The sequence below is a fragment of the Mycobacterium sp. shizuoka-1 genome (assembly GCF_002723835.1).
Lineage (GTDB): Bacteria > Actinomycetota > Actinomycetes > Mycobacteriales > Mycobacteriaceae > Mycobacterium.
Genome location: NZ_BEWG01000099.1, coordinates 18,430 through 33,312 on the forward strand (window position 1 = coordinate 18,430; position 14,883 = coordinate 33,312).

The 14,883-nt window shown below is 68.6% G+C and carries 10 protein-coding genes and 1 tRNA gene; 5 read left to right on the forward strand and 6 right to left on the reverse strand.

The window, feature by feature from the left end:
* Positions 1-11 precede the first annotated feature (11 nt).
* The gene (locus MSZK_RS25270) at positions 12-800 is read left to right on the forward strand and encodes an RsiV family protein (RefSeq protein WP_233211509.1); all 789 of its coding nucleotides are present in this window, start codon (positions 12-14) and stop codon (positions 798-800) included.
* 60 nt (positions 801-860) lie between these two features.
* Here MSZK_RS25270 and rho read toward each other — a convergent pair whose 3' ends face one another.
* From rho to argS, 6 genes are all read right to left on the reverse strand, one after another.
* On the reverse strand, positions 861-2,657 hold the full coding sequence (rho, locus tag MSZK_RS25275) for a transcription termination factor Rho (RefSeq protein ID WP_099251285.1): 1,797 nt from the start codon (positions 2,655-2,657) through the stop codon (positions 861-863).
* Positions 2,658-3,094: 437 nt separating this feature from the next.
* Positions 3,095-4,039 (reverse strand): homoserine kinase, encoded by a 945-nt coding sequence (gene thrB / locus MSZK_RS25280; protein ID WP_099251286.1) that lies wholly within the window; start codon positions 4,037-4,039, stop codon positions 3,095-3,097.
* A gap of 14 nt (positions 4,040-4,053) precedes the next feature.
* Positions 4,054-5,139, reverse strand: a complete 1,086-nt coding sequence (thrC, locus tag MSZK_RS25285; protein WP_099251287.1) for a threonine synthase — start codon at positions 5,137-5,139, stop codon at positions 4,054-4,056.
* A complete protein-coding gene (locus MSZK_RS25290; protein ID WP_099251288.1) occupies positions 5,136-6,461 on the reverse strand; it encodes a homoserine dehydrogenase in 1,326 nt (441 codons plus the stop codon). Before MSZK_RS25290 ends, thrC begins: the two co-directional genes overlap by 4 nt.
* 7 nt (positions 6,462-6,468) lie before the next feature.
* On the reverse strand, positions 6,469-7,848 hold the full coding sequence (gene lysA / locus MSZK_RS25295) for a diaminopimelate decarboxylase (RefSeq protein WP_199203483.1): 1,380 nt from the start codon (positions 7,846-7,848) through the stop codon (positions 6,469-6,471).
* A gap of 35 nt (positions 7,849-7,883) precedes the next feature.
* On the reverse strand, positions 7,884-9,536 hold the full coding sequence (gene argS / locus MSZK_RS25300) for an arginine--tRNA ligase (RefSeq protein ID WP_099251290.1): 1,653 nt from the start codon (positions 9,534-9,536) through the stop codon (positions 7,884-7,886).
* A gap of 129 nt (positions 9,537-9,665) precedes the next feature.
* Between argS and MSZK_RS25305 the strand changes: the two genes are divergently transcribed.
* The 4 genes from MSZK_RS25305 to MSZK_RS33515 form a co-directional block, all read left to right on the forward strand.
* A tRNA-Arg gene (locus tag MSZK_RS25305) sits at positions 9,666-9,738 on the forward strand.
* Positions 9,739-9,893: 155 nt separating this feature from the next.
* Positions 9,894-11,402, forward strand: a complete 1,509-nt coding sequence (locus tag MSZK_RS25310) for a hypothetical protein (protein WP_142390005.1) — start codon at positions 9,894-9,896, stop codon at positions 11,400-11,402.
* Between the two features lie 441 nt (positions 11,403-11,843).
* Positions 11,844-12,950 carry a hypothetical protein gene (locus MSZK_RS25315; RefSeq protein WP_142390006.1) on the forward strand — a complete coding sequence of 369 codons (1,107 nt, stop codon included), beginning with the start codon at positions 11,844-11,846 and terminating at the stop codon, positions 12,948-12,950.
* A 727-nt stretch (positions 12,951-13,677) separates the two neighbouring features.
* Positions 13,678-14,883, forward strand: a 1,206-nt coding sequence (locus MSZK_RS33515; RefSeq protein ID WP_371411383.1) for a PGRS repeat-containing protein, incomplete at its 3' end; no start/stop codon positions are given.

A 14,883-nucleotide genomic window follows, 5' to 3' on the forward strand; every position in this document is an offset into this window, starting at 1 on the left:
AGAATGCCAGCATGGGCACACCCAGCCGCCGGGGGGCGGTCATGATCTCGATTCTGGCCATCGCAGTCACGGCTTGCGGCGGGTCGACAAGCACACCGGCAACCACCACGACCGCCACGACCGCGAACGGTGGGACGTCGCCGACGACCGCCGCCCCGGCCAGCGGGGTCTCCAACCAACAGAAGTACTCGGTCACCCGCTCCACCGCCGGTGACGCCACCGCGGACGGCAAGGGTCGCTGGACGCTGGTCGTCGACACCATCACCGGAGGCGATCCCCGGGTCGCCGGGGCCTTCAACAGCGCGGTGCACGCGTCGGCGGCCGGTCAGCTCGAACCGGTGAAACGAGATGCCGACCCGGACGGCACGTGGACGTTCGACACGCAGCCGCAGATCTACTTCGGCGGCGCGTCGGTCTCAGAGCTGATCAGCGGTCTCTACGTGCACGTGCCGGCCGCACATCCGACCAGCTCCGTGAGCACGGTGGTGATCGACTCGCGAACGGCGAAGCCGATCACGCTGTCGGATCTGTTCACCGACAAGCAGGCCGGCCTGGACAGGCTGTCGGAACAGACCAAGACGCTCCTTCCCGCGGTCAGCGGAGTGGGGCCCACGCCGATGGCCGACGAACCGGGCAACGCACCGACCGAGGCGAACTTCGCCAACTGGATCCCCACCCCCGATGGTCTGCAGATCCACTTCGCCGACTACCAGTTTTTCCACGGCACCCCGACCATCACGGTGCCGTGGTCGGCACTGGACGGGCTGCTGGCCCCCGGCATGGAGGCGCTCCGGAGCTAAGGCCGGCTTTTCGGCGCGCAAACGTTCGCCTGGCGACGGCTAGCGCGCCGAAGTCGAGGATTAGTCGAGGTCGCCGGCGCCCGCGGGGCCGCCGGGAGCGGTCTTGGACACCTGGACCAGGAACTCGTAGTTGTTCTTGGTCTTGCGCAGCTGGCTCATCAGCAGATCGATGGCCTGGTGGCTGTCCAGCCCGGACAGCACGCGGCGCAGCTTGTGCACGATCGCGAACTCGTCGGGGCTCAGCAACAGCTCGTCTTTGCGGGTGCCCGATGGGTTGACGTCGACTGCGGGGAACACCCGGCGCTCGGCGATCTTGCGATCGAGCTTGAGCTCGGCGTTACCGGTGCCCTTGAACTCCTCGAAGATCACGGTGTCACCGGTCGAACCGGTCTCCACCATCGCCGTCGCGATGATGGTCAACGAGCCGCCGTGCTCGATGTTGCGGGCCGCGCCGAGGAACCGCTTGGGCGGGTACAGCGCGGTCGAGTCCACACCACCGGACAGGATGCGGCCCGACGCCGGGGAGGCGTTGTTGTAGGCGCGGCCCAGGCGGGTGATCGAGTCCAGCAGCACGACGACGTCCTTGCCCTGCTCGACCAGGCGCTTGGCCCGCTCGATGGCCAGCTCGGCGGCCTGGGTGTGATCTGAGGGCGGGCGGTCGAAGGTGGAGGCGATGACCTCACCCTTGACCGAGCGCTGCATGTCGGTGACCTCTTCAGGTCGCTCGTCGACCAGCACCACCATCAGGTGGCACTCGGGGTTGTTGCGGGTGATCGCGTTGGCGATGTCCTGCATGATCGTGGTCTTACCGGCCTTGGGCGGCGACACGATCAGGGCGCGCTGCCCCTTGCCGATCGGCATGATCAGGTCGATCACCCGGGTCGTCAGCTTCTCGGTGGTGGTCTCCAGCCGCAGCCGCTGGTTCGGGTACAGCGGGGTCAGCTTGCCGAACTCGGGACGGTTCTTGGCCGCCTCGACCGGGCCGCCGTTGACGCTGTCGAGGCGCACCAGCGGGTTGAACTTTTGCCGCTGGTTGTTCTGCTCGCCTTCCTTGGGCACGCGGACCGCGCCGGTGACGGCGTCACCGCGGCGCAGGCCGTTCTTGCGCACCATGTTCATCGAGACGTAGACGTCGTTGGGGCCGGCGAGGTAGCCCGAGGTACGGACGAACGCGTAGTTGTCGAGCACGTCGAGGATGCCGGCGACCGGCTGGACGACGTCGTCCTCGCGCAGCTCGGCCTCGTTGCCGCCGCCTTCACCGCCCTGGCGCTCACCGCGGCGCCGGCGGTCACGGAACCGGCGGCCCCGACGGCCGCCGCGGTCGTCGTCGTCGCGGTTGGCGTCGTCGCCGCCGCCGCGGTTTTGCTGGCCGCCGCCTTGCTGGTCGCGGTTCTGATCGCGGTTCTGGCCGCCGCCCTGCTGGTCGCGGTTCTGGCCGCCGCCCTGCTGGTCGCGGTTCTCGCGGTTCTCGGTCTTGGCCTCAGCCGGCTTCTCGCCCTGTTCGGGGCGATTGTCCTGCGATTTCTGCGGGGCGTTCTCGCCACCGGCCGCACCGGCGTCGCGGGTGGCCGTCCGGCGCTCACGGCGCCGCGGCTCGCCCCCGGTGGGTTCGGCGTTCTCGCGCGGCTCGGCGGCCGGCGCAGGCGCGGCCTCGGCGGCCGGCTGCTCGGCGGCCGGCGCAGGGGCGGCCGCAGCCTCGGCAGCCGGCGCAGGGGCGGCCTCGGCGGGGCGCTGACTACTGCCGTTGCCGCCGTTCTGATGCTCCTTGATTGCGGCGATGAGATCGCTCTTGCGCATCCCGGACGTGCCCTTGACACCAACTTTGTTGGCCAGGGCGCGCAGCTCGGGCAGGACCATTGTCGACAGCGAGCCGGAACGGCCGGCTTCCGCACTCGGGCCGGCCGCAGAGGCCGCTTCCGGTCGAGAATCAGGCGCCGAGGGGATGTCTGCGGTCACAGCGGGCGCATCCGTGTGCGGGGCGCGCTCTCCAGCCGTGATCAGGTCCGTATCGGTCACGGATTTCCTTTCTTTCCCTCACCCATTCGTCGGGGCAAGGGGTTCTGGCATTCAGCCGATTCGCTGAATGCGAAGTCTCACCATCGTCTGTGCGTCAACGGTGATCGCCGGGATACGCGGCTAGATGGCGAACCGTCGGTCCACGAGTTGAACACAAGAGAAATTGGTGGTCGTCCTAGTGTCGGCGCAGGAACAGTCGCTGCGATTGCCTGGACGGCACCGAGAATAGCTCCCCCGACCGCCGGAAAGCAAGAAACCCCCACCGGCGTGTGCGCAACTCAACGCCTGACCGCGACACCTGAGCTCCAGCGAACTGCTTCGCCGACGCCCATCTCGCTGACGGTGAATCCCTTCGCGGTGCCGAACTCCACTGCCTCGGCCGGTAGCTCTGCATCAGTTGTCAGCGCCAGAACGGCTGGACCAGCACCGGACAGCACCGCTGCCACCCCACAACGCCGCAACACCTGGATGTATTCCGCCGAGGCGGGCATGGCCGGTCCCCGCTGCGGTTGATGCAGAACGTCGTCGGTGGCCGTCATCAGCAAGTCCGGCCGTTCCGTGAGCGCGACCACCAGCAACGCCGCCCGGCTCAGATTGAAGCGGGCGGCCTCGTGCGTGACCTGCTCGGGAAGCAGGACCCGTGTCTCGGCGGTCGACGACTTCACCTGCGGGATCCCCGGGAAGACGCGAATGTCCGGATGCAGCCGCAACCGCACCGCCGCATAGGCCGGCGGCGTGGTCTGGGTGTCCGCCCACGACACCACCGCGCCACCGAGCACCGAGGCCGATGCGTTGTCCGGGTGGCCTTCGAATTCCGAGGCCAGCTGGATCAGCTGAGCCTCGGTCAGCAGGTCCCGATCCGCTTGTGCCAGAAGACCATTCGCTGCAGCGAGGCCTCCGACGACCGCCGCGGCCGACGAGCCGAGGCCGCGCGAGTGCGGGATCGCGTTGCGGCACCGCACGACGAGCCCGGGGACCTCCACCCCACCGGCCGCCAGCCCGCGGTGCAGCGCGCGCACCACCAGATGCTGCGGGCCCAGCGGCACCTGCCCGGCGCCCTCCCCCTCGACCTCGATGATCAAGCCGGCGTCGGTGGTCTCCACGTCGATCTCGTCGTAGAGCGCCAGCGCCAGGCCCAAGCTGTCGAAGCCCGGGCCCAGGTTGGCGCTCGACGCCGCGACCGTGGCGGTCGCGGTCAGGCCGGCAGGCAGGTTGACGGTCACCGCAGATCCGCTTCTCAGGCCAGGCCCAGCGCGGCGACGACGGCACCCGGATCGACCGGCACCGCCTCGACCACCGGCATGTCGCGCAGCGCGGTGTCGGGATCCTTGAGGCCGTTACCGGTCACCGTGCACACCACGGTGGAACCGGGCTTGACCCAGCCGTCCTCGATCGACTTGAGCAGGCCTGCGATGCTGGCCGCCGACGCCGGCTCGACGAACACGCCCTCGGCCTCGGCGACCAGGTGATAGGCGGCCAGGATCTCGTCGTCGGTGGCGGCCAGGAAACGGCCCCCCGACTCCTGCTGCGCGGCCACCGCACCATCCCACGACGCCGGCGAGCCGATCCGGATCGCGGTGGCGATGGTCTCGGGGTTGGTCACCGGCTTACCGGAGACCAGCGGGGCCGCACCGGCGGCCTGCGTACCCAGCATCCTGGGCAGCCGGTCGGAAAGCCCGTCCCGGTGGTACTCGGTGTAGCCCCGCCAGTAGGCGGTGATGTTGCCGGCGTTGCCGACCGGCAGCGCGTGCACATCCGGGGCCGCGCCCAGCGCATCGACGATCTCGAACGCCGCGGTCTTCTGACCTTCGATGCGCACCGGGTTCACGCTGTTCACCAGCGCGATGGTCGGGTAGTCGGCGGTGAGCTTGCGGGCCAGCTCCAGGCAGTCGTCGAAGTTGCCGTCGATCTGGATGATCTTGGCGCCGTGCATGACTGCTTGCGCCAGCTTGCCCATCGCGATCTTGCCCTGCGGGATCAGCACCGCGCAGGTGATGCCGGCCCGGGCGGCGTAGGCCGCCGCCGAGGCCGAGGTGTTTCCGGTCGAGGCGCACAGCACCGCGCGCTGGCCGCGGGCGACGGCGTCGGTGACGGCCATCGTCATACCGCGATCTTTGAAGGAGCCGGTCGGGTTGAGGCCCTCAACCTTCAAATGCACGGTGCAGCCTGTCTTTTCCGACAGCCGGGGCGCGCTGACCAACGGGGTTCCGCCCTCGAGCAAAGTGACCGGCGTCCAGTCCGCCGCCACCGGCAGCCGGTCCCGGTAGGCGGCGATCAAGCCGGGCCACGGGGTGTGCACGGCAGGCGATTTCGTCGAGCTCATTCGCTGGTTCCTTCCAACCGCAGCACGCTGTTGACTTCCTGGACCGCCTCGTGGTCAGCCAACGCGGCTACCGTCTCGGACAAGGCGGAATCGGTGGCGCGGTGGGTAACCACGACGATGCGCGCGCCGGTGGGCTGGCCACCCTCGTCGACGATGCCCTCCTGGCGCACCTCGGCGATGCTGACCTCACGCTTGGCGAATTCGGCTGCCACCGAGGACAACACACCGGGGCGGTCGGTCACCGTCATGCTGACGTAGTACCGGGTGGGGATCATGCCCATCGGCGCGATAGGCAGCTGCGCATACTTGGACTCGCGCGGACCCCGGCCACCCTGCACGCGGTTACGCGCGGCCATCACCAGATCGCCCATCACCGCCGACGCCGTCGGCGCACCACCGGCTCCCTGGCCGTAGAACATCAGCCGGCCGGCGGCTTCGGCCTCCACCACGACCGCATTGAAGGCCCCGTTGACAGTGGCCAGCGGATGGGTCAACGGCACCAGCGCCGGATATACCCGAGCCGAAACCCGCTGCTGGCCATCACTTCCGGTGACACGCTCGCAGATCGAGAGCAGCTTGATGGTGCAGCCCAGCGCCTTGGCCGATTCGAAGTCCTCCGGCGTGATCTTGGAGATGCCCTCCCGGTAGACGTCGTCGGCGGTGACCCGGGTGTGGAACGCGATCGAGGCCAGGATCGCAGCTTTGGCGGCGGCGTCGTAGCCCTCGACATCGGCGGTCGGATCCGCCTCGGCGTAGCCCAGCGCACTGGCGTCGGCCAGCGCGGAGCTGTAATCGGCTCCAGTGGAGGCCATTTCGGAGAGGATGTAGTTGGTGGTGCCGTTGACGATTCCCGCCACCCGCAGCACGGTGTCGCCGGCCAGCGACTGCGTAAGCGGCCGGATCACCGGGATGGCCCCGGCGACGGCGGCTTCGAAGTACAGATCGACATGCGCCCGCTCGGCCGCCTGCGCCAACTCGCCGGTGGACTGGGCCAGCAGCGCCTTGTTCGCGGTCACCACCGACTTGCCGCCCTCGAGCGCTGTGAGGATCGCCTTGCGGGCGGGCTCGACCGGGCCCATCACCTCGACGACGAGGTCGACGTCGGCGCGGGACACCAGCTCCTCGACGTTGTCGGTGAGCATCTCCACCGGCAACCCGCGGTCGCCGGTGACCTGCCGGACCGCGACGCCGCGCAACTCCAGCGGCGCCCCGATTCGCGCGGCCAGGTCGGGCGCGCTTTCCTCGATGATCCGGACAACCTCGCTGCCGACATTGCCGAGTCCCAATACTGCGACCCCTATGGCCTTTTCGGGTGTACCCATTTGGCTGTTACCTCACTTCCAGACTCAGCAGGTCGTCGACGGTCTCCCGGCGCAGGATCAGGCGGGCCCGCCCGTCGCGCACGGCCACCACGGCGGGACGGCCGATCAGGTTGTACCGACTCGACATCGAATAGCAGTAGGCGCCGGTGGCGGCCACCGCCAGCAGATCGCCGGGTTGGACATCCCCCGGGATCCAGGCGTCTCGGACGACGATATCGCCGCTCTCACAGTGCTTTCCGACGACCCGCGACAGTGTCGGCGCCGCATCGGTAACACGGGAGACCAGCCGGACGTCGTACTCGGCGCCATACAGCGAGGTCCGGATGTTGTCACTCATCCCGCCGTCGACGCTGACATAGCGCCGCACCGCACCCGCGCCGATCGCGACATCTTTGACGGTGCCCACCTGATAGAGCGTGACCGTGCCCGGACCGGCGATCGCCCGGCCCGGCTCGACGACCAGCCGCGGTGCGGGCAGACCCACCGCCGCCGATTCACTGCGCACGATCGCGCCGAGCTTGGCCGCGAGATCCGCCACCGGCGGCGGATCATCTTGCGGCAGATAGGAGATACCCAATCCCCCGCCCAAGTCGACGGTGGCGATCTGGGCGGTCTTGTCCACCCCGAACTCGGCGACGACGTCGCGCAACAGGCCGATCACCCGGTGGGCGGCCAACTCGAAGCCCGCCACGTCGAAGATCTGCGAGCCGATGTGACTGTGCAGGCCGACCAGCCGCAGATGGTCGGTGGCGAACACCCGGCGCACGCCGGCCATGGCGGCACCGCTGGCCAGCGACAGACCGAACTTCTGGTCCTCGTGAGCGGTCGCGATGAACTCGTGGGTATGCGCCTCGACGCCGACCGTGACCCGCAGCAGGACGTCCTGCACCACGCCGGCTTCCCCGGCGATGGTGTCGAGACGCTCGATCTCGGTCATCGAGTCCAGCACGATGTGCCCGACACCCGACTTGACCGCGGTGGTGAGTTCGTCGACGGATTTGTTGTTGCCGTGGAATGCGATCCGCTCGGCCGGGAAGCCGGCGTGCAGCGCAACAGCGAGTTCGCCGCCGCTCGCGACGTCCAGCGATAAGCCCTCTTGGTCCACCCAGCGGGCAATCTCACTGCACAGGAAGGCCTTGCCCGCGTAGTGCACATTGCGGCCGCCGCCGAACGCCGCGGCGATCTCGCGGCACCGGCCGCGGAAGTCGTCCTCGTCGATGACGAACAGCGGCGTGCCGTACTCGGCGGCGAGGTCGGTCACCGTCACCGCGGCGATCGACACCTCGCCGTCGTCCCCACGAATCAGATTGCGCGGCCACACATTCGGCGCCAGCGCCAGCGCCTCGGCGGCGGTCAGCGGCCGGGCGGGCGCGCCGCCGTGGTGAATTTCCTCGGCGTGACGCGGTCCGGCGGGGTGAGCGTTCACATCCGCTCCGGTGCGGACACCCCGAGGATGCCCAGGCCGTTGGCGATCACCTGACGAGTGGCCGCACACAGGGCCAGCCGGGCCCGGTGCAGGTCGCCGGGCTCCTCGTCGCCTTGCGGCAACACCCGGCAGGAGTCGTAGAACCGGTGGTAGTCACCGGCAAGATCCTCCAGATAGCGGCACACCCGGTGCGGTTCACGCAGCGAGGCACCGGAATTGAGCACCCGAGCGAACTCGCCGAGGTTGCGGACCAGCGCACCTTCTTTGTCGTGGGTGAGCAGTTCCAGATGCGCGGTATCGGGCTCCAGGCCCAGATCGGCCGCGTTACGGGCCAGCGCCGAAAGCCGGGCGTGCGCGTATTGCACGTAGTACACCGGGTTTTCGTTGGAGGCCGACGACCACAGTTGCAGGTCGATGTCGATCGGGGTGTCCACCGAGGACCGGGTCAGTGCGTACCGGGCGGCGTCCACCCCGATGGCCTCGACGAGGTCGTCGAGGGTGATCACGGTGCCGGCCCGCTTGCTCATCCGCACCGGCTGGCCGTCACGCACCAGATTGACCATCTGGCCGATCAACACCTCGACGGTGTCGGGGTCGTCGCCCAGGGCCGCGGCCGCCGCCTTGAGCCGGGCGATGTAGCCGTGGTGGTCGGCACCGAGCATGTAGATACACAGATCGAAGCCGCGCTGCCGCTTGTCGAGGTAGTAGGCCAGGTCGCCGGCGATGTAGGCCGGCTGCCCGTCGCTCTTGATGACGACGCGATCCTTGTCGTCGCCGAATTCCGTTGTGCGCAACCAGGTTGCGCCGTCCTTCTCATAGATGTTGCCGGTCTGGCGCAGCTTGGCGATCGCCTGATCGACCCGTCCGCTGGTGTGCATGGAGTCTTCGTGGGTGTACACGTCGAAATCGGTGCCGAAGTCGTGCAGCGATTTCTTGATGTGGTCGAACATCAGGTCCACGCCGATGGAGCGGAAGGTCTCCTTCTGCTCGTCGCCGCGCAGCTGCAACGCATCGGGGGCCTTGGCCAGCACCTGCGCGGCGATGTCGTTGATGTAGTCGCCGGCGTAGCCGTCCGCCGGGGTCGGCTCCCCCTTCGCGGCGGCGACCAGCGAGTTCGTGAACCGGTCAATCTGGGCGCCATGGTCGTTGAAGTAGTACTCGCGCACCACGTCGGCGCCCTGGGTGCTCAACAGCCGGCCCAGCGCGTCGCCGACCGCGGCCCACCGGGTGCCGCCGATGTGGATCGGGCCGGTCGGGTTCGCCGAGACGAATTCCAGGTTGATGCGGGTGCCGGCGAGCGCCTGCGAGGTTCCGTAGCTGGGTCCCGCGGCGAGGATGTTCTCCACGATGACGCCTTGGGCCGAGGCCTCGATGCGCAGGTTGACGAAGCCGGGGCCGGCGACCTCGGCCGCGGCGATGCCGTCGGCGGCGGCCAGCGCGGCGGCCAGCCAGCCGGCCAGCTCGCGAGGGTTGGCGCCGACCTTCTTGCCCACCTGCAGGGCCAGGTTGGTCGCGTAGTCGCCGTGTTCGGGGTTGCGCGGACGCTCGACGGTCACCGTCCCGGGCAGGGCGGCGGGGTCCAGGTCGTGCTCGGTGAGCACCGCGGTGGCGGTGTTCCTGAGCAGTTCGGCGAGGTCGGCGGGTGTCACGGGGTCATCCTATGGTCTGGCGTGGTCACGGCCCGAATCCGGATCCCGGGGACAGGTCACGGCGGGCAGGACGGAGCAGTGCCCGGGATGCGTTAGGCTGTCTGAGCCCAATGGCGCAACTGTGCGTGCGCCCCCGTAGCTCAGGGGATAGAGCGTCTGCCTCCGGAGCAGAAGGCCGCAGGTTCGAATCCTGCCGGGGGCACCCATCTCGGCGGTGACGGCGGCCAACGCCAATAAGTTTGCCGCACAGCACTAGCTAGAATCCTGGCCGACGATCCATGGGAAGACTGTCAGTAGCACACGGTTGTCCGGTACGGTCCAAACCAGCAAAGAAACGTACGAGCGACGGAGATGTCGGTGGGGCGGGTTCGGAGTTCACGTAACGCGGCGCTCGGCGCGTTGGTCTCCACTGCGCTCGCGGCCGGGGCATTCACTCCAGCGCCAACCGCTCGCGCGGACTGCTTTTCGGCCTTCGGGTTGAACAACGGCAACGGGTGCACAAGCAACCTCACCACCCTGGCGATCGCGATCGGTCCGGGCGCGACGGCGAACGCCGGCAATGCGCTGTTCGGTGGTGCCGTCGCGATCGGCGCCGGGGCCTCCGCCATCACCAATATCGCGGCCTTCAACTTCGCCGGGGCGTTCGGCGCCGGTGCAGTGGCCTCCACGCTCGGGGCGGCGCTGGGAATCAATCTGCAGTTCGGCCCGGGCACCTCGGCGACACTGGGGGGACTGCTCAACTTCGTCATCGGCGCCGCCACCAGCGGTGCAGGGACCTCCGCCAGCGCCATGGGCCTCGGCAATTTCGTGTTGCAGATCGGCGCAGGCACCGCCGCGGCAATCGGCGGGTTGAACACCGTCGTCGGCCTCCCGAACGGTGGCGGCTACCAGTCGACCGGGGCGTCCGGGGTCGGCAACCTGGCGCTGCAGATCGGCGCGGGGACGGTGACCGCCCTCGGCCTGCTCAACCTGGCGTTCAGCATCGTGCAACACGGCGGGGGGCTGCAGAACACCGCCGCCGGCGGCATCGGCACCTGGGCGCTCAACCTCCTCGGCGACGCGGGCAGCGTATTCGCGCAGGGCCTGCTCACCACCGCCGCGAACGTTCTGGGCACCAACACCGTCACGGTTCAGGGGCTGTTGAGTGCGGCCGTGAATTTCATCGGCAACGGCAACGTGGTCGAGTTGCTGTCGCAGACCGGCTTCCCGGTCCCACTGAGCTTCGTGGTGAGCTCGTTTGGCCTGGACAATGTCCTCACTGCGCTCAACGGCCCGTTGTCCTTCGTGACCTCGTTCAACCAAGAAGCCCAGACGCTCTTTCTCAAGGGCCCCGGCATCAACTTCAACAACATTCGCCCCCGCCTGCCGCAATTTTCCTGGCCATCTGGCGGGTTCTCGCTGCCCACGGGAGGTTTGCCTTTTCCCACCGGCGGAATTTCGCTGCCCCCCGTGCACCTGCCGGCAGTCCCTGTCCCCGTGCCACCGCCCGCCGCCGGGACTCCCGAAGAAGGAGTCGGCCACAGCCGCAGAAGCGGCCCAGTGGTCGCCGAACTCAGCACGCCCACGACGGCGAGCACAGTCGTTCCGTCCGCTGATGACAATGACGACGCGACGTCAGCCCCGACCGACGACAGCGCGCACGACAGTGGCGGCACCCGAACCGTCGCGACGGCGGGCTCAGGACGCCATCGGGCGTCGGAGTCGTCCGGCCGGCACAGCGCCAGCGCCCTCAGTGACACCGGCACGACCGCGGGTTCGGCAGGCGGCCGCCACCGCAAGCCCGACTCGGCCAGCGACGCCGGCGACAGCGCCAAGTCCAGCTCCACCACCGGCGCACGCAGCGGCGGGAAGCACCGAAAGCAATAACACCGGCTTCGGCGATTCGTCGATGGTCGCCTAACGGTCCGGCCAAGCACACTTGTCGTCTCGGCAGTGGATTGCTTAAGAGGGCAAATAGTTGCACCGAATGCTGTTTCGTTGCCCAAATACTCACTTCAGGTCATGTGACACGCTGCGGCGGCGATCGACGGATGGCTGCGACATCGGGCTAATCACAGTGGCCAGTTCGTGCCGCATGCACTCCCCGCGGCCTGCGGGATGCTGTCTGAACTGCGGCTACGTTCCCCAGAGGAGCGACAGCGCAATCATTGGCCCACGGCGGGTCAGCGTCGGCCCCCGACGTCCGTCCAGCCCTCGAGTCCACTGACTGGAAAGCGTGGGTGAATATCCGCAGTAAAAGCTGTAAGCTCCAACCGCGTTAGGTACGGTCCCATTCAGCAAAGTTACATACACCTACAGGGCTTGTCGATGACTCAGGTTCGCGCGAAAAGTGGTGTGCTGCTTGCAGCTGTGGCGGCGAGTGCCCTCGCTGCCGGGTCCCTCGGCGAAGCCCCCGCAGCCAATGCGTCGTGCATCTCCGCTTTCGGTATCGGAAACGGCGGCGGCTGCACGAGCAACCTCACCAGCATCGCGATCGGGATCGGCGCCGGTGCGACGGCGAATGCGGGCAATGGGTTCTTCAGCGGTGCGATTTCGTTGGGCAATCAGGCAGTTTCGGCAACGACCCTGAGCTTTTTGAGCTTCGCGGTGGCTGTCGGTGACGACGCGCGGGCATCGGCGCTGCCCGGACTCATGAACCTGGCTTGGCAACAAGGCGCAGGTAGTTCGGCAGCGATGGGTGCACTCAATTTCGCCATCGGCATCTTGACCGGCACCAGCGGCTCTCAGTCGACGGGCGTCTCGGGCTTCGGCAACCTCGGGTTCCAGATCGGACCGGGCCAGATGACCAATATCGGCGTATTCAATCTGACGCTGGCCAGCGCCTCCGGCGGGGACGGGTCGAAGGGCACGAATGCGGGCGGCTTCGGCAATCTAGCGCTCAACATCGGCTCGGCTGGCACCGCGTGGACACAGGGATTTCTGAGTTCGACCACCAATATCCTGGGCGCCAGCACCGTGTTCGCGCAGGGCATCCTGACCGCTGCCGGCAACGTTCTGGGCAACGGGAATCAGGTGTCGTCGCAGGGACCGTTCCCCAACACGACGCTGAGCCTGGCGTTCAACTTCTTCGGCGACAACAACACCGTGACCGCCGGCTTGGGTCCGTTCGCCATTGCCGGCGCAATCGGTGAGACTTTGAAAACCATCAACAGGTCCCTGCCGGGCATCAACATCAACGGCAGCAGTGCCGGCGGTGCGGCTGCAGTCGGCAGCAGCAGGAAGGCCGCCCTCTCAGCGGCGGCATCCGCCGTCACGCCCGACACCTCCACAACCTCGGCGGCGGCACGCAGCAAGAAGACTGTTGTCTCGCGGGTTGCCGGCTCGAAGAAGACCGCCAAGCCGTCGGCATCCGGGGGGACGAGCAAGTCGACGGCCGGCGCGGCGCGAACCGGCAAGGGATCGTCCGCCCGCTAGGTTCGGGCCGTAATCCACTGGTCGTGCTGTCGCGGCCTGACCATTAGTCCACCCCGCCACGGCTTTGGCGACACCTAAGTTTGCAGTGTTCCTGGACTCCAGTCGGCGGAGCAAACTTGCGCAGATTCGGGATTTCTAGCAAGTATCGGCCTCCACGGAATATAAATTAGCTAAGGCAAAGCTATTTAGTTCAAATTATGAACAACTTCCGGTATCTGTCAATTCTGTCAACTCTGGGCCACGCGGAATAACTGGCCACTAGCTGGACTTTTACTGCAGTAATCTGACATCCGAACGCGATGGCTTTACATCACATAAAAAGCACCAAACGTTGCTAAACTTTCCTACTTGGTGGCATAGCGTCTTGGGGGCAAAGATGTCTGCAAAGCACCGTGCGTCGCGTCGCACCAGGGCTCAGGCCGCCCGCGGCCGCACCCGGCGCTCGCCCAGCACAATCTCCATCTGGCTTGGAGCCGGCGCTGTCACCGTGGGTTTTTGCGCGTCCATGGCCGCAGCGACCGGCGTCGCCCACGCCGACTCGACAAGCCAGCGAGAAGCAAGCACCAAAGCCGGAAACCCGGGCCGAAACACATCGGACACCCGCACCGAAGGCAGCAGCGCCCGCACACCCGGCGTCGGCGGCCCGCGGCGGCCAACGCACTCCCCTGCCCGCCCCGCTGTCCTGCGGGCGCATCCGCACGTCCTTCCGGCCGGCCCGCTCCCCTCTTTGACGACACTGTCCATTACCGCCGCCAAAAGACCGAAGGCCAACGCCTACGTCGACCCCATCACGGTGCTGACCGGACGCCCACTGGTCGGCAACGGCGCCGACGGGACGGCGGACAGCCCGAACGGCAAGCCCGGCGGATGGCTTTTCGGCGATGGTGGCGACGGGTGGTCGGCGCCGACCGGTTCCGGCCTGGCCGGTGGCAACGGCGGCCTCGCCGGACTGATCGGCAACGGCGGCAAAGGCGGCGCCGGCGCGGCCGGTCAGGCCGGCGGCAACGGCGGATCCGCGCTCTGGTTCGGATCTGGAGGTGCGGGCGGTGCCGGCGGCAATGCCACGACCTCCGGGCAGTCCGGCGGCGCAGGCGGCACCGGTGGGCAGGGCGGGCTGATCGGCGGAGGTAACAGCGGTAACGGCGGGGCCGGTGGCGCTGGCCTGGGCAGTGGCAACGGCGGCAGCGGCGGATCCGGCGGGGCGGGCGGCTACCTGAACCTGCCCGGCGCCGGCGGCACCGGCGGTAACAGCGACACCGGGACCGGCGGCACCGGCGGCACGGGTGGCGGCGGCATTCTGTTCGGCGGCACGGGTGGCCAGGGGGGCACCGGCGGCACGGGTGGCGCCGGCGGCGCCGGCGGTGTCGCCAACAGTTTCGGGTTTGGAAGCGCCGTCGCCGGAGCCGGCGGTCAGGGCGGTGCCGGCACGATCGGAGCCGGCGGAGCCGGCGGCCAGGGCGGCATCGCGATCCTGGGCCCCTATGACTTCACCCTCAACAGCACTGTGCCCGTTCCGGTGGGCACGGCCGTCGGCGGCAACGGTGGCGCCGGTGGCGCCGGCGCCACAGTCGGCGGGGCCGGCGGCGACGGCGGTATGGCCTACAACTATTTGTCCGCGGGCTCCGCCACCGGCGGGGCCGGCGGCAACGGCGCGAACAGTCCGGGCGTGGGGCTGGCCGGCGGCAACGGCGGCAACGGCGGGGCCGCTTACGGCGCCAGTGGCACCGGCGGCGCGGGGGGCAACGGCGGCAGCGGCGGGGCCGCGGGTGACGGCACGGCGGGGACTGACTCCGCGACCGCACCCACCGCCGGCGGCACCGGATTCACCGGCGGCGCGGGCGGCGCCGGCGGTACCGGCGGCGCGGGGTTACTCGGCGCCCTCGGTGGCCAGGGCGGCAACGGCGGTGGCGGTGGCGCCGGCGGCAATGGTGGC